20 protein-coding genes are annotated in these 22,534 nt (G+C 66.9%); 7 read left to right on the top strand and 13 right to left on the bottom strand.

Translation table 11 applies throughout. The features are described from left to right. Window positions 1-60: 60 nt before the first annotated feature. From B5D62_RS18565 to B5D62_RS18545, 5 genes are all read right to left on the bottom strand, one after another. Window positions 61-1,086 (bottom strand): P1 family peptidase, encoded by a 1,026-nt coding sequence (locus tag B5D62_RS18565; protein ID WP_085935404.1) that lies wholly within the window; start codon window positions 1,084-1,086, stop codon window positions 61-63. Further along, window positions 1,083-1,868 carry an SDR family NAD(P)-dependent oxidoreductase gene (locus tag B5D62_RS18560; RefSeq protein WP_231714857.1) on the bottom strand — a complete coding sequence of 262 codons (786 nt, stop codon included), beginning with the start codon at window positions 1,866-1,868 and terminating at the stop codon, window positions 1,083-1,085. Before B5D62_RS18560 ends, B5D62_RS18565 begins: the two co-directional genes overlap by 4 nt. Window positions 1,869-1,978: 110 nt before the next feature. Next, window positions 1,979-2,872: a YihY/virulence factor BrkB family protein gene (locus tag B5D62_RS18555; RefSeq protein WP_085935403.1), complete on the bottom strand. Its 894-nt coding sequence runs from the start codon at window positions 2,870-2,872 to the stop codon at window positions 1,979-1,981. Beyond that, on the bottom strand, window positions 2,869-3,153 hold the full coding sequence (locus B5D62_RS18550) for a hypothetical protein (RefSeq protein WP_139373957.1): 285 nt from the start codon (window positions 3,151-3,153) through the stop codon (window positions 2,869-2,871). Before B5D62_RS18550 ends, B5D62_RS18555 begins: the two co-directional genes overlap by 4 nt. A 57-nt stretch (window positions 3,154-3,210) precedes the next feature. After that, window positions 3,211-3,642 carry a CBS domain-containing protein gene (locus B5D62_RS18545; RefSeq protein WP_085935401.1) on the bottom strand — a complete coding sequence of 144 codons (432 nt, stop codon included), beginning with the start codon at window positions 3,640-3,642 and terminating at the stop codon, window positions 3,211-3,213. Between the two features lie 79 nt (window positions 3,643-3,721). Between B5D62_RS18545 and queC the strand changes: the two genes are divergently transcribed. The 4 genes from queC (at window position 3,722) to B5D62_RS18525 (ending at window position 6,905) form a co-directional block, all read left to right on the top strand. Next, the gene (gene queC, locus B5D62_RS18540; protein ID WP_085935400.1) at window positions 3,722-4,429 is read left to right on the top strand and encodes a 7-cyano-7-deazaguanine synthase QueC; all 708 of its coding nucleotides are present in this window, start codon (window positions 3,722-3,724) and stop codon (window positions 4,427-4,429) included. Between the two features lie 42 nt (window positions 4,430-4,471). Further along, the gene (locus B5D62_RS18535; protein WP_085935399.1) at window positions 4,472-5,569 is read left to right on the top strand and encodes a choloylglycine hydrolase family protein; all 1,098 of its coding nucleotides are present in this window, start codon (window positions 4,472-4,474) and stop codon (window positions 5,567-5,569) included. 175 nt (window positions 5,570-5,744) lie between these two features. Beyond that, complete coding sequence (locus B5D62_RS18530; RefSeq protein WP_085935398.1) at window positions 5,745-6,575, top strand: universal stress protein; 831 nt, start codon at window positions 5,745-5,747, stop codon at window positions 6,573-6,575. 138 nt (window positions 6,576-6,713) lie between these two features. Beyond that, window positions 6,714-6,905 carry a hypothetical protein gene (locus B5D62_RS18525; RefSeq protein ID WP_085935397.1) on the top strand — a complete coding sequence of 64 codons (192 nt, stop codon included), beginning with the start codon at window positions 6,714-6,716 and terminating at the stop codon, window positions 6,903-6,905. Between the two features lie 3 nt (window positions 6,906-6,908). On the opposite strand, the gene B5D62_RS33795 is transcribed toward B5D62_RS18525, so the two are convergent. Then, complete coding sequence (locus B5D62_RS33795) at window positions 6,909-8,339, bottom strand: hypothetical protein (protein ID WP_085935396.1); 1,431 nt, start codon at window positions 8,337-8,339, stop codon at window positions 6,909-6,911. 139 nt (window positions 8,340-8,478) lie between these two features. Between B5D62_RS33795 and B5D62_RS18515 the strand changes: the two genes are divergently transcribed. Next, window positions 8,479-9,585, top strand: a complete 1,107-nt coding sequence (locus B5D62_RS18515; protein ID WP_170921012.1) for an efflux RND transporter periplasmic adaptor subunit — start codon at window positions 8,479-8,481, stop codon at window positions 9,583-9,585. Window positions 9,586-9,589: 4 nt separating this feature from the next. Then, entirely contained in the window at window positions 9,590-12,739 is a 3,150-nt protein-coding gene (locus B5D62_RS18510; RefSeq protein WP_085935394.1) for an efflux RND transporter permease subunit, read from the top strand. A gap of 207 nt (window positions 12,740-12,946) precedes the next feature. Here B5D62_RS18510 and B5D62_RS32955 read toward each other — a convergent pair whose 3' ends face one another. After that, the gene (locus B5D62_RS32955) at window positions 12,947-13,498 is read right to left on the bottom strand and encodes a VOC family protein (RefSeq protein ID WP_170921011.1); all 552 of its coding nucleotides are present in this window, start codon (window positions 13,496-13,498) and stop codon (window positions 12,947-12,949) included. 75 nt (window positions 13,499-13,573) lie between these two features. On the opposite strand from B5D62_RS32955, the gene B5D62_RS18505 reads away from it, so the two are divergent. Beyond that, on the top strand, window positions 13,574-14,848 hold the full coding sequence (locus tag B5D62_RS18505; protein WP_170921010.1) for an amidase: 1,275 nt from the start codon (window positions 13,574-13,576) through the stop codon (window positions 14,846-14,848). Between the two features lie 463 nt (window positions 14,849-15,311). Here B5D62_RS18505 and B5D62_RS18500 read toward each other — a convergent pair whose 3' ends face one another. From B5D62_RS18500 to B5D62_RS18475, 6 genes are all read right to left on the bottom strand, one after another. Then, a complete protein-coding gene (locus B5D62_RS18500) occupies window positions 15,312-16,589 on the bottom strand; it encodes an amidohydrolase/deacetylase family metallohydrolase (RefSeq protein WP_085935392.1) in 1,278 nt (425 codons plus the stop codon). A gap of 68 nt (window positions 16,590-16,657) precedes the next feature. After that, window positions 16,658-16,966 (bottom strand): Rieske (2Fe-2S) protein, encoded by a 309-nt coding sequence (locus tag B5D62_RS18495; protein ID WP_085935391.1) that lies wholly within the window; start codon window positions 16,964-16,966, stop codon window positions 16,658-16,660. Window positions 16,967-17,004: 38 nt separating this feature from the next. Continuing rightward, complete coding sequence (locus B5D62_RS18490; RefSeq protein WP_085935390.1) at window positions 17,005-19,068, bottom strand: hydantoinase/oxoprolinase family protein; 2,064 nt, start codon at window positions 19,066-19,068, stop codon at window positions 17,005-17,007. Window positions 19,069-19,073: 5 nt separating this feature from the next. Then, window positions 19,074-19,778, bottom strand: a complete 705-nt coding sequence (locus B5D62_RS18485) for an ABC transporter ATP-binding protein (protein ID WP_231714866.1) — start codon at window positions 19,776-19,778, stop codon at window positions 19,074-19,076. 79 nt (window positions 19,779-19,857) lie between these two features. Beyond that, window positions 19,858-20,607 carry an ABC transporter ATP-binding protein gene (locus B5D62_RS18480; RefSeq protein ID WP_085935388.1) on the bottom strand — a complete coding sequence of 250 codons (750 nt, stop codon included), beginning with the start codon at window positions 20,605-20,607 and terminating at the stop codon, window positions 19,858-19,860. Beyond that, window positions 20,604-22,481: an ABC transporter permease gene (locus B5D62_RS18475; protein WP_085935387.1), complete on the bottom strand. Its 1,878-nt coding sequence runs from the start codon at window positions 22,479-22,481 to the stop codon at window positions 20,604-20,606. The genes B5D62_RS18480 and B5D62_RS18475 overlap by 4 nt, the downstream gene beginning before the upstream one ends. Window positions 22,482-22,534 lie beyond the last annotated feature (53 nt).

Below are 22,534 nucleotides of genomic sequence, written 5' to 3'. Positions count from 1 at the left end.
GAGCCAAAAGGCAATGCGCATGGGCACGCCCGGGATCGAGATGCTGCCAGGCATGTCGCCCTAACGCCCCCCGAAGCGCTGCCGGAAATCCGGCACGGCGTTTCGGTAGGGCAAGGCAGTGGCCTCGTAGACACCGCGGGCGACCGCGCGCGCGAGACAGTCGGCGGCGGCGGCGCCGAGTTCGGTCAATGCCGGCGGCTCTCCCGCTGGCCCGAGCGACTCCGCGGCGCCGCCTGTCGCCGCGGCGAACACGGTGTCTCCGTCATTGGGGGCATGGACCGGTCGCAGGGCGCGCGCCAAGCCGTCATTGGCCATGATTGCCAACCGCTTGCATTCGGACTTGGTGAGCTTGGCGTCGGTGGCGACCAGCGCGATGGTCGTTGCGGCAACGGGCGCCGGCTGCCCTTTGAAGCGCAGTTGCAGGGCCTCCGTGGGCACTTGGCTTGGCCAGCCCCGGCCGCCGAACTCGCCGGCCTGCTCATATGCACCGGCCCAGAAGTACGGACTGTCGCCAATCGTTGCCGAGCCGATCGCGTTCACGGCCGCCAACGCGCCGACGACGAAGCCGCGGCCCGTGACCGTACTGGCCGACCCCAGGCCGCCCTTGAGATTGACGGTCGTCGCCCCATACCCGGCACCAACGGTGCCCAAGGCAAAATCCTGCGACGCCGCACGCGCCGCTTCCCGTCCCAGATCCCAATAAGGAGGCCGGATCGTCAGCGGCTCGTTCAACCAGCTCTTCTCACCGCCGTTGATCAGGTCGAACAGGATCGCCTGTACCGCCACCGGCAAGGTGATGCCACCGAAGGTGCCGCCCTTGCCTTGCGCACAAAGTACCGACGTCACGCCGCCGGCGGCGTCGAGCCCATAAAGCGAGCCGCCGGACAGCACCACCGCATCGACGACGCCGCGCGTCATTTCCGGCTCGAGCAAAGTCACCGCCCGCGACCCGGGCGCACCGCCCAGCGTTGCGACGCTGGCCACGACACCCTGCTCGAATACGGCCACGGTGACGCCGGTGGCCGCGCGGACGTCCTGGGCGTTGCCGACCAGCACGCCCGGCACGTCCGTAATCAGGTTCCTCATGTCAGGAACTCGCCGCCGTTCACATGGATGGTCTGGCCGGTGATGAAGGTGCCCTCCGGCCCGACCAGCAGGCGCACCATGGCAGCGATCTCCTCGACCGTGCCGAAGCGCTTGAGCGGGATGGGGCGATTCACGCGATTGGCCGGCACTGGCCCGGACGAGGCGCCGCGCGCCGTATCGATGGCGCCGGGGGCGATGGCATTGCAGGTGATGCGATGCGGTGCCAGTTCCACGGCGAGCGCCCGCATCAGGCCCTCGAGTCCGGCCTTGGAAGCCGAGACATGGCAACGGTTCGGAGTGCCGACATGGGTCGAGATGCCCGACAGCGCGACGAAGGCACCTCCCTGCCCCTTGGCGATCATCTGCGGCACGAAGGCCTTGCCGAGCAGGAACGCACCGTCGAGCGCCACCGCCATGATCTCTCGCCACTCCTCGAACGACATATCGATAAAGGAGGTCTGTCGTCGCAGGCCGGCGTTGCTGATCAGAATGTCGACGCCGCCAAGCTTCTGCGCCTCGGCGGCAAGACGCGGCGCCACGGCCGGATCGGAGACATCTCCCATTGCCGCGGCGGCCTTGCCGCCCGCTGCCGTGATCTCGTCGACCACGGAGTCGACGGCCGCCTTGTCGCTGCGGCCATTGATCAGGACGAAAGCGCCGTCGCGTGCCAATGTGCAGGCAATGGCGCGGCCGATGTTCTTTCCGGCGCCGGTCACCAGCGCCACTTTGCCCTGCAAGGGTCTGGACTGCGCGCGGTCCAGGGTCGGCGAGTCGGTTCCCAAATTGCACTCCCAAAAGGTCGGCCTGATTCACGGCATTCTAGGGACCAAAGGGAAGAAGGGAAATCACATGCAGGCGCTGTTTGCCACCGGCTGCCGTCGATCCACACTCTCTACGCCTCGAGAGCGGCATCCGGCTGACGATGCTTGCCGATGGCGTCGGCGTGACTGCCGTAGCGACGGGCGAAGGCGCGTGTGAATTCCGCACCCAGCAGGAAGATCTGCGCGGAGTAGTAGATCCAGACCAGCAGGACGATCAGGGTACCGGCCGCACCGTAGGACGAGGCGACATTGCTCTGGCCGACATAGAAGGCGATGGCATATTTGCCGCCCTCGAACAGGATCGTCGAAACCGCCGCGCCGATACCGACGTCACGCCAGGCGATGTCGGTGTCGGGCAGGATCTTGAACATGGCGGCGAACAGGCCGGCGATGAGCAGAGCCGACATGACGATGTCGACGATTCGCAGCATCGTGCCGGCCGCCGGGAAGGTCGCCTTCAGATAGGCCGACAGACCGGCCAGCGCCGCACTGGTGGCCAGCGACACCGTCAGCAGGAACCCGGCCGTCACCACGAGGCCCAGACTGGCGAGGCGAGCCCGCACCAGGCGCGACAAGGTCGAGCGACGCGGCGGAGCCGTCTTCCAGACCTGGTTCATGGCGGTCTGCACTTCGCCGAACACGCCTGTCGTCGCAACCAGCAGAATGACGATGCCGATGACCGAGGCCCAGGTCCCCTCGCGCGGCTTGGCGGCACTTTCGATCATCGTCTGCAGGGCTTGCGCCGTATCGTAGCCCATCATGCTGCTGAACTGGGCGACGACGGCGCCTTCGGCGGCCTTGCGGCCGAAAGCAAGACCAGCGATGGCGACGACCACCAGCAATACCGGAGCTATGGAAAAGAGCGTGAAGTAGGCGATCGACGCGCCGCGGCTCAGGGCATCGTCATTGATGAAACCCTCGATCGTTTCCCGGAGCAGCAGCCACAAGGCGCGCCCGTAGCTCACGTCGCGTCCACGCCGCGCAGTTCGACGTCCCGGATTAGCTCGAGCTCGACCTCGTACAGGAGATCGCTCAACAGATCGTCGACATATCCGGCCATGGCTGCGTCGACATCGCGCGACGACGCGCCGTGACGTTCGGCCAGACGCTCGAGCACAGCGCGGATCTCCGCCTTCGCACCATCGACATCGCGAGTCAGTCCCGCCAGTCGATCAAGCGGATCCCCGAGCGTACGGCCGCGCGCCCAACCAGCGGGCAAGGAGAGTTGAATGCCGTCCATGCCCAATACAACTCGCGACGGGCGGCCTCGTTGCTGCCGCCTCGTTGCCGAGGAAGGGCGGTGTCAGCTCGCCACGATATAGGCCCGCAGCGCCTCGGTCTCGACCTGCGCTTCGCTCAGCCGAGCCTTCACCACGTCGCCGATCGAGACCAGACCAAGCAACTCGCCGTGCCGCACGACCGGTACGTGCCTGAACCGTCCGCGCGTCATCGCGGCCATCACCTCGTCGATCGAGTCGTCGGGATCGCAGGTGACGACTTCGGCCGTCATGATCTCGCGGACCTTCATCGCGAGTGCCGCGGCTCCGTGCGCCGACAAGGCTCGCACGAGATCGCGCTCGGACACCACACCGACGACGGAATCGCTATCCTCCAGGACCAGCAATGCACCGACACGTCGAGCGCTCAACTCCTGCACCACCTGGGCGACGGTGGCGTCGGGCGCGACGGTGAAAACAAAATTGCCCTTCTGCACAAGAATGTCAGAGACAAACATCGTTTCCCCCTTTCCGATAGCAACATCGGCAAAACGCGAACGCTATGGCGCCGGGAGAGGTTGCGGGCGATAAAGCCCTATGGATGATTCCCGCTCAGCTCTGGTGCTCTTCTCTGGCGGCCAGGACTCTACCACTTGTCTGGCCTGGGCGCTCAACCGTTTTCAGCGGGTCGAGACTGTCGCTTTCGACTATCGTCAGCGGCACAGGGTCGAACTCGATCAACGGCTTGTGGTGCTCGACCGGATCCGGGCCGGTTTTCCCCAATGGGCGGACCGGCTGGGTGAGGATCATTTCGTCGACATGGCGGTGCTGGGCCAGATCAGCGAGACCTCGCTCACGCGCGACGTCGCCTTTGCGATGCAACAGGACGGATTGCCCAACACCTTCGTGCCGGGACGCAATCTGCTGTTCTTCACCTTCGCCGCGGCGATCGCCTGGCGTCGCAATATCCGGCACCTGATCGGCGGCATGTGCGAGACCGATTACTCCGGCTATCCCGACTGCCGCGACAACACCATCAAGGCATTGCAGGTCGCCCTCAATCTCGGCATGGACCGCAACTTCGCCCTCCACACCCCTCTCATGTGGCGCGACAAGGCGGAGACCTGGGCGCTGGCCCAGGAACTGGGCGGCGAGGCCTTGATCGAGATCATCCGCGAGCACACGCATACCTGCTATCGCAGCGAACGCGACCAGAGGCACGACTGGGGTTATGGCTGCGGCGAGTGCCCCGCCTGTGTCCTGCGCAAGCACGGCTACGAAAGCTGGAACGCAAGAGCCGCGTAGCGGGTACGGCAGCGGCGTCCCGGCGGCAAACAGGGGGATGACATGCTGCGGATTTTGATGGCAACGGTTTCACTGGTGGCGATGACCAACGCGGCGCTCGCCTGCACCGCTGTCGATATCGTCGCCGCGGACAAGACCGTGGTGGCCGGTCGGACCATGGAATGGGCCTACGACATGAAGTGGACCCTGGTGAGCCAACCCAAGGGCACCGAACTCAGCCTGCCGGCCCCGAAGGAGACGGGCCTGCCGACGAACAAGGTGACGACCAAGTTCTCCGTGGTGGGGATCAGCGCCGGAATCATCCCGGGCGGCGCCCTCCTCGAAGGCCAGAACTCGGCCGGCCTGGGCATGAGCGGCAACTTCCTGCCGGGCTTTACCGAGTATCAGAACGTCACGCCGCAAGATAAGAGCTACGTCGAGGTCCTGAAGTTCGGCTCCTGGGCGCTGGGCAATTTCGGCACCGTCGCCGACCTGCGCGAGGCGCTTAAGACCACCAAGGTCTGGTCCGATGCCTCGCTGCCCACCGGCCCGACGCCGGCGTTCATCCACTTTGTCTTCAACGATCGCAGCGGCAACGGAATCGTCGTCGAGTACGTCAAGGGTGAGGTGCGCATCAACGACAACGTCGCGCACGTCCTGACCAACGCGCCGACCTATGACTGGCATCTCGACAACGTCCGGAACTACCTCAACCTCTCGACCGTGGGCTTGACCAGCCGCCAGATCGGGACCGTGAATGTCACGTCCCTGGGGGCGGGCGGCGGACTGATGGGACTGCCCGGCGATTACACGCCGCCCTCGCGCTTCGTGCGCGCCGCCTTCCTGCGCCACGGTGTCAGCGAGCCGAAGACCGCCGACGAGGCCGTGCAGACGATCGGCCATATCCTCAACACGGTCGATATTCCGATCGGCGTCGCGCAGTTCGACGAGGGCAACGGCAAGCTCGGTTCGGACTACACGCAGTGGATCGCGATCAAGGACCTCACCCACAACCGGCTGCTGATCGCCGACTACAATCATCGCCTGAACTATCTCGCCGTCGACCTCGATCCGATCTTTGCGCAGGACAAGCCGAGCTCGAAGCCCGTCGCCGATCTTCCCTATCCGCGTCCGGTGGGAGCGGCCGTCCTGCAGCCATGAACCGGGCGGTCCGATGGCGCTGGCTGGCTGTCGCCTCGAGCAGCACCGCCAGGCGAGACGCACCGGCATAGCGCCAATGTGCTGGCACAGCGCACGAGACGCTTGCACCTTGCACTGAGAGCCATTCTAAATCCCCCCCGTCGCCGGGCAGGCGACGGTCCAAGGGGGAGAACGAATGATCAAGTCCATTCTGGCCGTGTCCGAAGGCGGCCCCGATGCCGCCATGTCCTTCGGCCTGGCGGGTCGTGTCGCCAGCCTGTTCGGCGGCGCGGTCGATGCGCTGCATCTGCCGGCCGGATTGTCCGGCAGCATGGTCACTGGCCTGGCGATGAGCGGCGAAGCGATGCCCATCGTCATGGATATGGACGAGGAACGCCAGGAACAGCGCAAGAAGGAAAGCGAACGCGCCTACAAGGAAGTGCTGGGCGGTGTCCAGGGCGCCACCTTCACGGCAGCCCAGACCGCGACACTCGATTCGCTGGTGGCCATGGGGCGGTGCTCCGACATCCTGGTGATCGGCCGCCCGGGCGCCGATCCGGAGAATGTCGCGCCGGCCACGGTCGAGGCGGCACTCTATGAATGCGCCCGCGCCGTGATGGTCGCGCCGCCCACGGCCGGTAGCGGCCCCTTCTCCTCGGTCGTCGTTGCCTGGAACGGCAGCTTCCAGGCCGCGCGTGCCCTGGAATATGCCCTGCCCTTCCTGATCAAGGCGACCAAGGTGACATTGCTGGTGGTCGGAACGACGCCGGAAGATGTCGGCGCGCCCTATCTCGCCCGCAACTTGGGCCGGCACGGCATCAATGCCGTGATCGACGCCATCGATCCAGGCACCGTCTCCGGCCGCGGTCGTGGCCGCGCGCTGCTGGGCTACGTGCACGACAAGAACGCCGATCTTCTGGTGATGGGCGCCTACGGTCGCGGCCAGGTTCTGACCTTCCTCGGCCTAGGCGGTGCCACCGGCAAGGTGATCTCGTCCTGCCGTGTGCCGCTTCTGATGGCCCACTGAGGCCAGGGGCCGCCGCGACGGCAATCGCGGCGGCCATGCCCTGCATCGGGCGAGGATGAGGTAGGCGCTCCCTGGGCAGGCAGGCGCTGTTGGACCTCTTGACGGCCCTCGCGCCGTTCCTATCTCCGGGAAAAATCCATGTTGCTCGAGGAGGACGTGGTCATGAACCAAGAGGAGATCAGGGTTCCGCCCCGGCCCGTGCGCGAGGCGTCCCCGGAGCTGCCGCGCCGCGATGACGACCAGCAGCAGGCGGCGGACGAGACACCCGCTTTTTCCTATGCGCCGACGCCGCCGCCGATGCCTTGGCCGCGGGTGTTCCCCAGCCTGTGATCCTCACGGGCAGGCGCCGGCCGCCTGGCTCACCACCTCGCTGTCGGCGCAGGCGCTGCAGGCGTTGCCGTAGGTCTTGCGACTGCCGTCGCGCTGCAGGCCGCAGGCCGGACGATATTCCCGCGTGCACATCTGCGGACGGGGGTCGGCACAGGCCCCGCCCGCGACCGGCATCGATTCCTCCGCCAGTTCGGCCTTGGTCAGGAAGAAGCGGAACGGCATCGGCTTGTAGTCGCTGAGCGTGCCGATGATGAAGATGGTCGTGCCTGGCGCCGGCAGCGGCCGCAGGGGATAGGCCATCTGGATCTCGAGATCGACGACGTCGCGCGATTGATTGCCTTCCGCCAGGGCCACCTCGAGTCGCTCCGAGCTTGCCTTGATCACCTTGACCGGCAGCTTGAGCCGCGCGCCGTCATGCTGCTTCTCGACGATCGCCTTCCACATCTTCTCGGCCGCCGCCCGGTTGTCGGCGGAGTCGTCGCGATGCGACAGGATCAGCTCCCAATCGCTGAAGGACAACGTGTTCAAGTCGGAAGCCGCCGCCATCTGCACCGCCGTCTCCGACGGCGACATGGCGCGTGTGATCGTGGCACCGAAATTGTCCGGCGGACGCTTCTCACCGGCCGCGAGGCGGGCCACCAGCTTGTCCCATCCTTCGTCGCTGCCGTGATAATGGCGATAGCGGCCGGCGGCATACTTCTCGATCTCCGCTGCCGCGGCGTCGTTCTTGGCCGCGCGGGCGATGGCGATGGCGCGCGCGCCATACCAGAACCCCAGCGGATCGATGGGCTTGCCTTCCAGCAGCGCGACCGACAGCTGATAGGCATCGGGCAGGCTGTCCGGCTCGACACTGACCGCCTCGAGGAAGTGGTTGCGCGCCTTGGCGTAGTCCTTCGACTGCAGCGCCGCGAAACCCAAAGTGCCGTCGAACACCGCCAGGATCTGCATCTTCAGCCGGGTGAAGTCCGGATCGCTCATATTGCCCGGCTTCTGCCACTTGGGCAGCGCTCCGATACCGCGCTGGGCCGCGTCGACGGCCGGCGACAGAGCGTTGGCGTCACCGGCCATCGCCTGGGTGCGGCCTGAATAGGCCCGATTGGCGAGCGCCTGCACATTGTTCGGATCGACCTGCAGCAGGCGCACGGCGACCGCGTCAGCCTTGACCGGATTGTTGGCGGCCTGCCAGGCGGCCATGGCCTGCTCGAACGCCTGCAAGCGTAGAGCGCTGCCGGGGTACCAGGCGAGGAAGACCTCGAGCGCCTGCGCCCGCTTGGTCGCATCCTGCGTGTTGATGGCCGAGACATAGGATTTGTATTCGGCGGGGTTGGTCACGCCCGGCGGCAAAGACGTCGACTGCGACTGTTGTGCGTGCGCACCCTCGCCGACCACCACCAGCACAAGGCACAGCACGAGCGACAGAAAACGAAGCGTCATCTGTGAACTCCCGCTCGTCGAGAAACGAAGCCTACTCACGATCTTGCGTGCACCCGGAAATACCGTGACCGTTTTCGCAAAATAAGGCAGTGTTCGCCCTGCTCCAAAGCAAGAGCGGGGGACGATGAGATATGCATCAATGGCGACGATCATCGTCGCCATCTTGGGTCTGCAGGTTGTTGCCATACCTCAAGCTGGGCATGCGCAGCAAGGAGCAGCGCCGCCCGCCGTCCTCGTCCAGTCCGCGGAACTGAAGCCGCTTTCGGAACAGACCGAGTTCATCGGCCGCGCTGTCGCCGTCGACAAGGTCAATCTCGTCGCCCGGGTCAAGGGCGTGCTCGGCCCGCGCCTGTTCAAGGATGGCGACGACGTCAAGGAAGGCCAGCTTCTGTTCACCATCGAGCGCGATCCCTATCAGGCCGCCGTCGACCAGAAGATCGCGCAGCGTGATTCAGCCAAGGCGACGCTGGTCAATGCCGAGCTGCAGCTCAAGCGCGCCGAGGAACTGCTGCGCACCAAGACCGGCACGCAGGCCACCTATGATCAGAGGCTCAGCGAGCAGCTCCAGGCCAAGGCCGCGGTCGAGAACGCCGAGGCCCAGCTCCGGGACGCCGAGATCCAGCTCTCCTACACCGAGATCAAGTCGCCGATCACGGGACGAGTCGGTCGCGCCGCCTTCTCTCCCGGCAACATCGTCGGCCCCGACTCCGGCATCCTGGCGACGGTCGTCAGCGAGCATCCGATGCGCGTGCTGTTCCCGGTGACGCAGCGCGAGCTCCTGGAAGCGCGGCGCGGCGGCGGCACCTCGAGCGATCCCAAGATCGTGGTGCAGCTGCGCCTCGCCGATGGCAGCCTCTACAAGGAGAAGGGCAAGCTCGACTTCCTCGACGTCACGGCCGATCCCAAGACCGATACGCAGATCGTTCGCGCCGTGTTCGACAACACGGACAACAGCCTGACCGATGGCCAGACGGTGCGCGTCATCCTCGAAGGCGAGCAGGTGCCGTCGGTCATCGTCATCCCGCAGGCGGCGATCGCGGTCGACCAGGCCGGTCCCTACGTCTACGTCATCAACGACAAGAACGTGGCCGAGCTGCGCCGGATCAAGACCGGCTTCTCGCGCGAGGGCCTCGTATCCGTCACTGACGGCCTGAACGCGGGCGAGAAGGTGATCGTGCAGGGTCAGCAAAGGGTGCGTCCGGGCATGACGGTCAAACCCGCGCTCGCCACCGCCGGACAGAAGTAGCGCCATGACCATTTCGTCGGTGTTCATCCGCCGGCCGCGGCTGGCCTTCGTCATCTCGACCGTGATCACGATTGCCGGGCTGATCGCCATGAAGGCCCTGCCGGTGGCGCAGTTCCCCGACATCGTGCCGCCCCAGGTGCGTGTCACCACCTTCTATCCCGGCGCCTCCGCGCAGGCGGTCGAGGAGAGCGTGGCCCAGGTCATCGAGGCCCAGGTCAACGGCGTCGAGAACATGATCTACATGAAGTCGACCTCGGGCGGCGACGGCAGTTATGCCCTGACGGTCAGCTTCAAGGTCGGCTCCGATCCCGACCTCAACACCGTGAACGTGACCAACCGCGTCAACCAGGTGCTGTCGATGCTGCCGCCCGAGGTGCAGCGCAACGGTGTCACCACCAAGAAGCAATCCTCGTCGCTGCTGCAGGTCATCGCGGTCCATTCGCCCAAGGGCACGCGCGACGCGCTGTTCCTGTCGAACTTCGCCACCATCACCTTGCTCGACGTGCTGCGGCGCGTGCCGGGCGTGGGCGAAGCGGCGCTGTTCGGCGCCCTCGACTATTCCATGCGCGTGTGGCTGAACCTCGACCGCATGTCGAGCCTCGACATCACCGCCAACGACGTCGTCAAGGCGGTGCAGGCGCAGAACGTGCAGGCGGCCGTCGGCCTGATCGGCGCCGCGCCGCTGGCAGGCCCGATCGATTTCCAGATCAACATCACCACCCAGGGCCGGCTCACCACGGTCGAGGAGTTCGGCAACATCGTCGTGCGCGCCCAGCCGGATGGCTCGCTGGTGCGCATCAAGGACATCGCCCGCGTCGAACTGGGCTCCAAGACCAGCGATGCGATGGGCCGCTACAACGGCAAGCCGGCGGCCGGCATCCAGATCTACCAGCTCCCCGGCGCCAACGCGCTCGCCACCGCCAAGGCGGTGCGCGCAGCGATGAAGGACCTCGAGCCCCGCCTGCCCGACGATGTCGCCTACGATGTGATGTACGACACCACGGTCTTCGTGGAGTCGACCATCGAGAGCGTGATCCACACGCTGTTCGAAGCCTTCGCCCTGGTGGCGGTGGTGGTGTTCGTCTTCCTCGGAAACTTCCGTGCCACCATCATTCCCATCATCGCCGTGCCGGTGGCTCTGATCGGCACCTTTGCCGTGATGCTGGCGCTGGGTTTCTCGGCCAATACCGTCTCGCTGCTGGCCCTGGTGCTGGCGATCGGCATTGTCGTCGACGACGCCATCGTCGTGGTCGAGGCGGTCGAGCACATCCTGGAACACGAGCCCGACCTGACGCCGGCGGAGGCGACCGAGAAGGCGATGGGCCAGGTCTCGGCCCCCATCATCGCCATCACGCTGGTCCTGCTGTCGGTGTTCGTGCCGACCGCCTTCATTCCCGGTATCGCCGGCCAGCTCTACAAGCAGTTCGCCGTCGCCGTCTCCGTGTCGATGGTCATCTCCGCCATCAACGCGTTGTCGCTGTCGCCCGCGCTCTGCTCGCTCATCCTGCGCCATCGCAAGAAGCCGCGCGGCATCATCGCCTGGATGCAGAACGGCATCGACAAGACCCGCGACGGCTACACCCGGGTCGTCACCCCGCTGGCGCGGCGCGGTATCATCTCGCTGCTCCTGGTCGCCGGCGTCATCGTCGCCACCGGCGGCATCGGCAGCCTGGTTCCCTCCGGCTTCCTGCCGGACGAGGACCAGGGCGCCTTCATGGCCGAGGTGCAGCTCCCCGACGCCGCCTCGACCAACCGCACCCTGGCGGCAGTCGAGCAGGTCGAGGGCACGGTGATGGGCGAGCCTTGGCTGCAGAGCGTGTTCACCGTCAGCGGCTACAGCATGCTCGACGGACTCAACCTGCCCAACCGCGCGCTGGTGGTGCTGGCACTCAAGCCGTTCGGCGAGCGCAAGGATCCCAAGCTGTCGGTCTTCAATGCGCTGGAGACGGTGAATGCCGCCTTCTCGCAGATCACGGCAGCCAACGTCTTCGCCTTCAACCTGCCGCCGATCATGGGGCTCGGCACTTCTTCCGGATTCGAGTTCCAGCTCGAGAGCCTGTCCGGCGCATCGCCGGTGGACCTTGCGGCGGTGGCCCGCGGGCTGATGGTCTCCGCCCAGCAGGTGCCGGAGCTGTCGCGCGTTTTCACGACCTACGGCGCCTCCACGCCGCAGATCAACCTCAAGCTCGACCGCGAGCGCGCCCAGGCACTGGGCGTCAACATCTCCGACATCTTCTCGGCGCTGCAGACCTCCATGGGCGGCACCTATACGAACGACTTCAACCTGTTCGGTCGGACCTGGCAGGTGAAGGTGCAGGCCGAGGCCGCCGATCGCGCCAAGGTCAGCGACATCAACCGCGTGCGCATCCGCTCGAGCAATGGCGAACTGGTGCCGCTGCAGGCGGTCGCCAGCGTCGAGCTCACCACCGCGCCGGCCATGATCATCCGCTACAACAACCTGCGCTCCGTGACATTGAACGGCGCGCCGGCCGAGGGCTACTCCTCTGGCCAGGCGCTGGCGGCGATGGAAAAGCTCGCCAAGGATACCCTGCCGCCCGGCTATGCCTACGAGTGGACAGGCACGGCCTTCCAGGAGAAGGCGGCCTCGGGCCAGACCGGCTTCATCCTCGGCCTCGCCATCCTGTTCGCCTATCTGTTCCTGGTCGGCCTCTATGAGAGCACGGCGATCCCCATCGCCGCCCTGCTGTCGGTCTCGGTCGGCCTGCTGGGCGCGGTGACGGCGCTGCTGCTGAGCGGCCTCGACAACAACCTCTATGCCCAGATCGGCATCGTCGTGCTGATCGCGCTGGCGGCCAAGAACGCGATCCTGATCATCGAGTTCGCGATGGAGGAGCGCGCTCATGGCCGCGACGTCGTCACCGCCGCCACGACGGCCGCCGGGCTGCGCTTCCGGGCCGTGATGATGACCTCGTTCGCCTTCATCTGCGGCCTCGTCCCGCTGGTGATCGCGACCGGCGCCGGCGCAGCGACGCAGCGCGCCGTCGGCACCGCCGTGTTCGGCGGCATGCTCGCCGCCTCGTTCCTCGGCATCTTCGTGATCCCCGGCCTCTACGTCGCCTTCCAGCGCTTCCGCGAAACGGTCAAGGGCTGGACCGGAAGCAAGCCGAAGAAGACCGCTGGCCATCCGACCTGAAGCAGGACAGGCGCCAACCTCACCCTGGCGCCCAGTCTAAGACCGGGCGCCCCCATCACCGATTCCGGTCCTTACCGCCGTCGGCATGAGCGCAACTGGAGTTGCGCGCTCCGCTGATCATGGGAGCGCGCCACTCCAGTGGCGCTCTTGGGCCTCTCCCACCGATCCCGCTCCTTGCCGCCGCGGCGCTCATGCGTCGGCCACCGGTCAGGGCCGATCCGTCCCGGCCTCGACCCGCGCACGCAGGGCGGCGTCGTGCACCGTCGTGTCCTGTCCCGGCGGCGCATGGCGCACGGCTTCCTCCAGCGTACCGGTCTGGCGCCACTCGGACGATGGGCGCGAGCGATCGTCGGAGCCGATCTGATCGAGGCCCCAATAGAGTTCGAGATGATGGCCATCGGGATCGAGGAACTCGACCGCGATCTGGCAGCCGGCGCGGCGCCGGCCCTCGTAGACGATGCGGGCGCCCGCCGCCTTGAGATGATCGCGGGCCCGGAACACCTCGTCGAGCGTGGCCAGTTCGAAGGCGATGTGATGCAGGCTCTTGTCGGGGGCGCCACTGCCGCCACCCACCAGCGCCAGGCAATGATGGTCGCCGTTGCAGCGCAGGAACACCATTCCACCCGGCATCATGGCGTCGGGATAGGCATCCGACACTTTGAAGCCCAGCACCTCGGTATAGAAGCAGCGCGATCGGTCGAGGTCGCTCACGAAAACCACGGTATGGCCGATCCGGCGAACGGCGAATGGCACGGTCATGGCTGCTCTTCCTCGCTGTTCTTCTTTGTCTTGCTCGGCCATCATGCCGCCGTTCGAGCGGAAGGGGAAAGATCCATGGCGACAGCGCCCAACAAACTCACAGCCAGTGCCGCGGTGCAGCGCATGGCGCAGAAGCGGCTCAAGGCCCGCGATCTCGTCGAGGCCTGTCTCGACCGTATCGAGGCGCGCGAAGGCCAGGTCCATGCCTGGGAGGCGCTCGATCCCGACGGCGCCCGCAGGCGCGCGGACCAGCTCGACAAGCGCGCCCGTCCCGTCGGCCCGCTGCATGGCATTCCGCTCGCGGTCAAGGACATCATCGCCACCCGGACACTGCCCACCACCTGCGGCTCGCCCATCTATCGCGACCATGTCGTCGGCAAGGATGCAGCCTGCGTCACGCAGCTCGTGCAGGCCGGCGCGATCGTGCTCGGCAAGTCGGTGACCACCGAATTCGCCGGCGCCCATGCCGGCAAGACGCACAATCCGCACAACCTGCGCCACACGCCCGCCGGCTCCTCCTCCGGCTCGGCGGCCGCGGTCGCGGACTTCATGGCACCGGTCGGCTACGGCACGCAGACGGCAGGCTCGGTGATCCGGCCCGGCGCCTTCAACGGCGTCGTCGCCTACAAGGGCACCTATGGCTGGGCCGACATGGCCGGTGTGAAGCCTTACGCGAAGAGCCTCGACACGCTGGGCTTCTTCGTGCGCGAGGCCAACGACCTCGCCCTGATCCGCGCCGCCTACGGCCATGCGCCGGCCGATCCGCCGACACGCGCGCCGCGCATCGGCCTCTGCCGCACGCTGTGGTGGGACCAGGCCGATGCCTCCAACCGCAAGAACATCGAGGCTGCCGCGCGGGCCCTGCGCGCCGCCGGCGCCAAGGTCCGCACCTGGAACATGCCGGAGAACTGGGACGGTCTGCTGACCGCGCAGAACCGCCTGATGAGCAAGGAGGCGACGCAATCCTACGCCGCCGAGCGCAAGCGCTTTCCTCACTTGCTGTCCGCCAGCCTGCTGGGCGTGCTCGAAACCGGCGATTCCGTGAGTCGCGCGCAGCTCGCCGACGTCAAGAAGCGCAAGCAACGGGCGCATGCCGATCTCGCCCAGGCATGGGAAGATTTCGACTTCCTCCTGGCGCCGGCGGCCAAGGGCGAAGCGCCGGCCGGTCTCGGCAATACCGGCGACCCGCTGTTCAATCGCTTCTGGACGCTGCTGGGCACGCCCTGCATTGCGTTGCCCTTCAACACCGGCCCGTTCGGCCTGCCGCTGTCGCTGCAGCTCGTCGGCCCGCTCCGCGATGACGACCAGCTTGTTGCCTGGGCACGCTGGGTCGAGCAGCATCTGTCGTGACGGTAGGCGCGGCGGAGAGGCCGCCCTGCCGTTAAACAAACGGAAAAATAACCATTACCTGAAGTAACCAACACGCCGAGACGGAACGCGCCGCACCGGCGCGGAAAATCGCTTTTCGGGAAACGGACGACAGGACGCCGCAAGACCTTGATGTCCTTCGGCTTTTGCCGTCTGACGCCGATGCTTTCCCGAATCTTCGGGAATTCCCGAATCGGCACCGCAGGGGTTGGGCCAGGCATTTCTGGCGCGGCCGCTGCAGAACGAGCGAACGGGAGGGAAGCGGGTCATGCGGGCACTATAAGCCCGCGTCAGACCGACCACTGATTCCGGTCGTCAACGCCGTCACGGCGCCGTCGGCACATGAGTGATAGGGTGCGTCCCCTGGGTCTGCATCAACGCTGGATCCTGCCCAGGCTCATCGACAGGGCGACGCAGCAGGAGATGATGCAGAAATCGCCAGGCGCTACTCGGCCGCCAGCGGCGGCAGTTCCTGCAGCGCCGGCACAAGCGGACTGGTCGCGTCGAAGCGGCGACCCGCGCGCAAAGCGAAGGCCGGCATGATCGACTGGGTCGCGGCCATACGGTCGCCGCTGTTGTCGGTGATCTCGAACCGGCCCGGCACGATCTCCAGCACCGAGATATCGGCCTCGCGACCGACCTGCAGCGAGCCGATCGTATCGGCCATGCCCAGCATCTTCGCCGGATTGGCGGTGACGGTCGCCACCACCTCGGTCAGCGACAGGCCCAACGCCACAAGCTTGGTCATGGCATTGGTCAGATTGAAGGGCGCGACCCCGAAGAACGGATTGGCCTGGCGGTCGGCGGCATCGTCGCCGCTGAGATCGGGCAGGCGCACATTGTAGCCGTGCATGTCGGCGCCGAGTGTATAGGGCCGGATGCCGGCCTCGATCGTCCGCCGCGCCATGTCGACCGAGAAGTGCGAGCCATGCCCCACATCGACCGTGACGCCGCGATCGAGCGCCGCCCAGATCAGCGGATGGACCTTACCCGTCTCGGCCGACACGAAGCCGCCCGGATGCCGCGTGAAGGGATGGGCGAGGATATCGCCCTCGCCCAGCAGCGGCAGCAGCTCGCGCACCACCTCGTCGGCATCGATGGTGACGCTCTCCGCCACCGGCCAGAGCTGGCCGAGATGGATGTAGAGCGGCAGGCCCGAGTCGCGGGCGATCTGCTTGGCGAGCTTGATCACCTCGAGCCCCCATCGCGACGCGCCGCCGATCTCGGCATGGGCCTTGATGCCCTTGACCAGGTCGGCATTGTCGCGAGCGGCCTGAACCGTATGCGCGACGTTGACCTGGCCCGGGCCATAGAGCTCCGGATAGAGATGCCCTTCCAGGCCGCCGACGAGATAGGTCGAGATGAAGCACACGACCCGGCTGGCCGATGGTTCGACGACGAACTTGCGGAAGCCGGGAATGGTCATGCAGCTCGGCCCGCCCTGGTCGACCAGAGTCGTCACGCCCGACTGCACGCCGACCATATCGGCATTGAGGCCGAACTTGCCGGTGACGTACTGATAGACATGGGCATGGGTGTCGATCATGCCTGGGATCACCACGCGGCCGGCGACATCCACCGTCTCGGCGGCGCTGTCGGCCGGCAGGCCGGGCGCGATCGCCACGATGCGGCCGCCCGCGACGGCGACATCGGCGATCCGGTCGGTGCCGGTCGCGGGATCGATGACCCGCCCGCCCCGCAGCAGAAGATCGACTGGTTCCATGACAGCCTCCGCGACTCCGGCGCCGGCATCCCCGGCCCGCCGTCAAGTCAGCAAGGATCGTACCGGCTTCAGGGCAGCTCGATCCAGATTCGTCCGCCTTCCTCGCGGACCGGGTAGGTCCGGAGGTCCGGGCAGGCCGGACCGCGCAACTGCCGCCCGGTCGGAATATGGAACTGGCCCATGTGGCGCGGGCAATTGACGATCTCGCCCTCGACGCTGCCCTGGGACAGCCACGCGGCGTGATGGGGACAGATCGCCGACGTGGCGTAGAGCGCGCCCTCGAGGTCGTACAGCAGCAGGGCGATCCCAGCCGCTTCGACCTCCCGGCGCCCCGATCGCGCCAGCGCCGCGCGGTCCGCGACATCGATCCAAGCCATCGCTCCGTCTCCCGCTCCGCCGCCGCGAGCGCGGTGGTCTACCGCACGGCGATCAACAGGTTGCCGAGCTTGTCCTGGCGGACCTTGTCGCCGGGTTCGACGACGGTGGTGCAGTCGAGCTGTTCCAGGATCGCCGGGCCCTCGAAGGCTGCATCGAGCGGCAGGCGGTCGCGGGCATAGATCGGCGTCTGGCGCCAGCCGTCCGCGAACCACACGCGGCGCTCGCCGACCCGCGCCGCCTCCAGCGTCGGAGCGCGTTCGGAAGCCGCCAGAACGCCGAGATCGATATGCGGGCGCACGCCGATCACCGCCGTGTGCAGGTTCACCAGCACCGGAGGGATCTCGGGCAGCTCGATACCGAAGCGGCGGAAGTAGGCTGCGGCGAAGGCCTTGCGCAGCCCCTCGACGCCGATATCCGGACTCTCCACCGCCACCGAGAGGATATGGCTCTGTCCCTGGAACTGCATGTCGGCGCTGTGCAGCGCCCGCAATTCCTGCACGGGCACGCCCTCACGCTCGATCGTCGTCTCGCCTTCCTTCTTCTGGTCGGCGTAGATGCCTGAGATCAGGGCATCGTCGATCGCCGACAGCGGCTTGTTCACGGTGCGCACGAAGTCATGGCGCAGGTCGGCCACGACGCAGCCCAGCGCATTGGTGATGCCCGGCCGCACCGGCACCAGCACGGTCGGGATCGCGAGCTCGCGGGCCAGCGCACTGGCATGCAGCGGTCCGGCGCCGCCGAAGGCAAACAGCGCGAAATCTCGCGGATCGTGGCCGCGCGACAGCGACACCAGGCGGATGGCGCCGGCCATGCGATCGTTGGCGATGCGCAGGATGGCCGCCGCGGCCGCCTCCGCGTCGAGACCGAGTCGACGGCCGACCTTCTCCTCGATCAGGCCGCGCACCTGCTCCAGCGTCACCGGATGATCGACGCCCAGCAGGCGATCGGGATTGAGACGGCCCAGCACCAGATTGGCATCGGTGATGGTGGGCTCTGTGCCGCCGCGGCCGTAGCAGATTGGGCCCGGTCGCGCGCCCGCGCTCTCCGGGCCGACGCGCAGCATGCCGGAAGCATCGACCGAGGCGATCGAGCCGCCGCCAGCGCCGATCGTATGCACATCGACCATCGGCACATGGATCGGCATTGCATATTCAAGCTCGAGCTCGCCCGAGACCTGCGGCACGGCATCCTCGATCAGGCCGACATCGGTCGAGGTGCCGCCCATGTCGTAGGTGATGAGGTTGGGCTGGCCGGAGACGCGGCCGGTATAGGCTGCCGCCATCACCCCCGAGGCGGGGCCGGACATGACCGTGTTCACGGCCGCCTCGGCGATCAGCTGCGAGGAGATGGTGCCGCCATTGCCCTGCATCACCAGCAGGTCGCGGTCGAAGCCCTTGGCCGCCAGTTCGGTGCGCAGGCGGGACAGATAGCGATCGAGCACCGGCTGCACCGACGCATTGACCGCCGCCGTCACGCCGCGTTCGAACTCGCGATACTCCGACAGGATCGCGTGACCCGCGGTGACATAGGCGTTGGGCCACAGCCCGCGCACGATCTCGGCCGCCCGCCTTTCATGCGCCGAGTTGATATAGCTATGCAGGAAATGGATCACCACGGCCTCGCAGCCGGCAGCCAGCAGCTTCTTTGCCGCCTCGGCAACCGCCGCCTCGTCTAGCGGCACCAGCACCTTGCCGTCGGCATCCATGCGCTCCGGCACTTCGAGCCGCACCTCGCGCTCGATCACCGGCGCGAACGTGCCACGCAGGCCATAGGGCTGTGGCCGGGTGCGGCGACCCAGTTCGAGCACGTCGCGAAAGCCCTTGGTGGTGATGAGACCGACCTTGGCGATCTTGCGTTCGAGCACGGCGTTGGTGGTGGTGGTGGTGCCGTGCACGATCGCCTGCAATGCCGCCGGCTCTAGGCCGGCAGACTGCAGCGCCGCCATGAAGCCGATCGCCTGGTTGTCGACCGTGGTCGGCACCTTGGCGAGTTTCACCGCGCCGGAGTCGGTATCGATGGCCAGAAGGTCGGTGAAGGTGCCGCCGACATCGATGCCGACGGTGAAGGCGCTTTTGTGCGAGGACTTTGTTTGCGAGGACATTGGGATCAAACCGAAAGATATTGTTCGCGAAGCGAGGCATTGGCCGCCAGCTCGGCCATCGAGCCGCCGAAACGGATCTCGCCCTTCTCGATGATGTAGGCGCGGTCGGCCACGGACTGACAGAAGTGCAGGTTCTGTTCCGACAGGATCACCGACAGGCCCTCACGCTTCAGCGCCAGGATGGAATGCGCCATCTGTTCGATGATGATGGGCGCCAGGCCTTCTGACGGCTCGTCCAGCATGACGCAGCTTGGATTGCCCATCAGCGTGCGGGCGATGGTCAGCATCTGCTGCTCGCCGCCCGACATGCGACCACCCGGTCGCTCGCGCATGCGGCCGAGGTTGGGGAACAGCGCGAAGAGCTTCTCCTCGGTCCAGGTCGGTACGCCGGTGCGCGCCTGCTGACGGCCAACCTCGAGGTTCTCCATCACCGTCAGCTCGGTGAAGATGCGACGTTCCTCCGGCACATAGCCGAGGCCGAGACGGGCGATGCGATAGGGCGGCAGGCGCTCGATGCGGGTGCCGGCGAAGCTCACCGTCCCCTCGGCGGGCGGCACCAACCCCATGATCGCCTTCATGGTGGTCGACTTGCCGGCGCCGTTGCGGCCCAGCAGCGCCACCACCTCGCCCGCCTTCGCCTCCAGCGACACGCCGTGCAGGATATGCGCGCGCCCATAATAGGCGTGGAGGCCCGTTACGGAGAGCATCAGAGCCTCCCCATCGGAGCGCGCCGTTCGAGTGGCGCCCGGACCATGAGCGCCACTGGAGTGGCGCGCTCCCATGATGGCATCAATGCGTGCCTCCCAGGTAGACGGCGCGCACCTCGGCATTGTTGCGGACCTCCTGCGGCAGGCCGGCAGCGATCAGGCGGCCACGATCGAGCACGATGATGCGGTCGGCCTGGCCGAACACGACATCCATGTCGTGCTCGGTGAACAGCACGGCGATCTTCTGGGCGCGCGCCAGCTTGGCCGTGAGTTCCATCAGCGCGACCCGCTCCTTTGGCGCCATGCCAGCGGTGGGCTCGTCCATCAGCAGGAGGCGCGGTGCGTTGGCGAGCGCCATGGCGAGTTCGACCCGCTTGAGATCGCCATAGGCCAGCACACCGCACGGTCGCTCGGCCTGGTCGAGCATGCCGATTTGCTCCAGGAGCGCATCCGCCTCGTCGCGAAGGGCGGTGCCGAAGCGCGCCAGCAGCGAGCGCAGACGGCCGGCATGCGAATAGAGCGCCATCTGCACGTTCTCGCGCACGCTGAGCGAGGCGAAGGTGGCGGTGATCTGGAAAGTCCGGCCGACGCCGAGGCGCCAGATCTGGCGCGGCGTCAGCCCGACGATGTCGCGGCCTTCCAGGCGCACGATGCCGTTGTCGGGCTTGAGCTGCCCGTTCAGCATGTTGAAGCACGTACTCTTGCCGGCACCGTTGGGACCGATCAGCGCCAACAACTCGCCGGCCGATAGCGCGAAGGAAACGTCCTCGACCGCCTGCACGCCGCCAAACGACTTGTGCAGCCCTTCGACCAGCAGGACCGGCGCACTCATGCCCGCCGCTCCTGCACGCGCGTCACCAGCATCCTGAGGCCGCCGACCAGCCCTTGCGGGAACAGCACGACGATCAGCAGGATCACGAGGCCCAGCACCGCCCGCCAATAATCGGTTTCGCGCGCCAGCGTATCGCGCAGCCAGGTGAACAGGCCGGCCCCCACAACCGGACCGGTCAGGGTTTCGACGCCGCCCAGCAGCACCATCACCAGTCCGTCGGTGGATTGCGAGATCGAGGCCGCCGAGGGTGAGATACTGCCCTTGGAGAAGGCGAACACGGCGCCGGCCAGGCCGGCCATGGTTCCGGCCAGCACGAACGCCGCCCACTGGAAGCCGCGCACGCTGATGCCGATCGCCTCGGCCCGCAGCGGCGAATCGCGGCCGGCGCGCAGCACATAGCCGAACGGCGAGAACAGCACGCGCCAGAGGAGCGCAACACCGAGCCCGCAGAAGAGCATGGCGAAATAGTAGTAGCGCGTCTTGTCGGCCAGCCAGGCGGCCGGCCAGATGCCGATCATGCCGTTGCTGCCCGAGGTCAGCGCATCCCACTGGAAGATGATCGACCAAGTGATCTGCGCGAAGGCCAGCGTCAGCATGGCGAGATAGACGCCGGAGAGGCGCACGCAGAACCAGCCATAGGCGAGTGCGAACAGGCCAGCGCAGAGCGGCGCCAGCAGGAAGGCCGCCTCCATCGGTAGCCCGGCGCGCTTCAGCAGGATCGCTCCGGCATAGGCGCCGAGACCGAAATAAGCGGCGTGACCGAACGATATCATGCCCGCCGGCCCCATGATGAAATGCAGGCTGACGGCGAACAGGCCGAAGCAGGCGATGTCGATCAGCAGCGCGGCGACATAGTCGTCGCCGACCAGCGGCACGGCCAGCAGCAGGACGATCCAGACCAGCGCCGTGGTCCAGCGCGGGGCGCCGAGCGGCGGCGGCGCGGCCACTGTCGTGCGTTGTGCAGCGGGCGGCTTGCCGAGCAGTCCGTAGGGTCGCAGCACCAGCACCACGCCCATGATCACGAACTCGACCACCAGCACGAGCTTGGAGAAGACGATCTCGAAGCCGAGGACGTGAACCGTGCCGAGGCCGATGCAGAGCGCCTTGGCGACGCCGATCAGCACGGCGGCCAGCAGGGCGCCGGGCAGACTGCCCAGCCCACCGACGACGGTGACGACGAAGGCGTCGGCGATGACCGAAAGGTCGAGGTCGAGGTTGGCCGGCTCACGCGGGATCTGCAGCGCCCCCCCAAGACCCGCGAGCGCCGCGCCGACGAAGAACACCGACGTGAAGAGCTTGGCCTGGTCGACGCCCAGCGCTCCCACCATCTCGCGATCCTGCGTCGCCGCGCGCACCAGCGCGCCCCAGCGTGTGCGTGCCAGCAGCAGCCACATCGCGCCCAGCACCACCGGCCCGATGGCGATCAGCACGAGATCGTAGATCGGGATGCGCTTGCCCAGGATCTCCACCGCCATGGTCAGGCCGGGCGCACGCGGACCGACCAGATCCTCCGAGCCCCAGACGTAGAGGGCGATGTCCTTGATCACCAGCACGACCGCGAAGGTCGCCAGCAGCTGGAACAGCTCGGGCGCGCGATAGATGCGGCGCAGCACGACGATCTCGATCAGTGCGCCCGCGACGCCGACGGCCAATGCGGCCACGACCACGGCTCCCCAGAAGCCGAGCGGTGTCCTGCCGAAGAACTCGATGAGGCTATAGGCGCCATAGAGGCCCAGCATGAACAGCGAGCCGTGCGCGAAGTTCACGATCCGGGTGACGCCGAAGATCAGCGACAGGCCAGCGGAGACCATGAACAGCGAGGAAGCGTCGGCCAGCCCGTTCAGGAGCTGGATCAGGAGCGAGGGAAAGGTCACAGAGAACTCGCGACAACAACTGTGTCATCCCGAGCGCGGCAAGGGATCCTTCG

This window comes from Enhydrobacter aerosaccus, from assembly GCF_900167455.1.
Lineage (GTDB): Bacteria > Pseudomonadota > Alphaproteobacteria > Reyranellales > Reyranellaceae > Reyranella > Reyranella aerosaccus.
The sequence above is the reverse complement of the archived record's forward strand: the minus strand, read 5'-3'. Positions and strand labels throughout refer to the sequence as shown.

What these genes read in the sequence shown, in the direction of transcription:
- B5D62_RS18495 (WP_085935391.1), bottom strand. Translation starts at nt 16,966, where the DNA reads ATGGCTTGGATCGATGTCGCGGACCGCGCGGCGCTGGCGCGATCGGGG.
- B5D62_RS18480 (WP_085935388.1), bottom strand. Translation starts at nt 20,607, where the DNA reads ATGAGTGCGCCGGTCCTGCTGGTCGAAGGGCTGCACAAGTCGTTTGGC.
- B5D62_RS18545 (WP_085935401.1), bottom strand. Translation starts at nt 3,642, where the DNA reads ATGTTTGTCTCTGACATTCTTGTGCAGAAGGGCAATTTTGTTTTCACC.
- B5D62_RS33795 (WP_085935396.1), bottom strand. Translation starts at nt 8,339, where the DNA reads ATGACGCTTCGTTTTCTGTCGCTCGTGCTGTGCCTTGTGCTGGTGGTG.
- B5D62_RS18530 (WP_085935398.1), top strand. Translation starts at nt 5,745, where the DNA reads ATGATCAAGTCCATTCTGGCCGTGTCCGAAGGCGGCCCCGATGCCGCC.
- B5D62_RS32955 (WP_170921011.1), bottom strand. Translation starts at nt 13,498, where the DNA reads ATGACCGTGCCATTCGCCGTTCGCCGGATCGGCCATACCGTGGTTTTC.
- B5D62_RS18510 (WP_085935394.1), top strand. Translation starts at nt 9,590, where the DNA reads ATGACCATTTCGTCGGTGTTCATCCGCCGGCCGCGGCTGGCCTTCGTC.
- B5D62_RS18565 (WP_085935404.1), bottom strand. Translation starts at nt 1,086, where the DNA reads ATGAGGAACCTGATTACGGACGTGCCGGGCGTGCTGGTCGGCAACGCC.
- B5D62_RS18490 (WP_085935390.1), bottom strand. Translation starts at nt 19,068, where the DNA reads ATGTCCTCGCAAACAAAGTCCTCGCACAAAAGCGCCTTCACCGTCGGC.
- B5D62_RS18505 (WP_170921010.1), top strand. Translation starts at nt 13,574, where the DNA reads ATGGCGACAGCGCCCAACAAACTCACAGCCAGTGCCGCGGTGCAGCGC.
- B5D62_RS18500 (WP_085935392.1), bottom strand. Translation starts at nt 16,589, where the DNA reads ATGGAACCAGTCGATCTTCTGCTGCGGGGCGGGCGGGTCATCGATCCC.
- queC (WP_085935400.1), top strand. Translation starts at nt 3,722, where the DNA reads ATGGATGATTCCCGCTCAGCTCTGGTGCTCTTCTCTGGCGGCCAGGAC.
- B5D62_RS18525 (WP_085935397.1), top strand. Translation starts at nt 6,714, where the DNA reads ATGTTGCTCGAGGAGGACGTGGTCATGAACCAAGAGGAGATCAGGGTT.
- B5D62_RS18535 (WP_085935399.1), top strand. Translation starts at nt 4,472, where the DNA reads ATGCTGCGGATTTTGATGGCAACGGTTTCACTGGTGGCGATGACCAAC.
- B5D62_RS18515 (WP_170921012.1), top strand. Translation starts at nt 8,479, where the DNA reads ATGGCGACGATCATCGTCGCCATCTTGGGTCTGCAGGTTGTTGCCATA.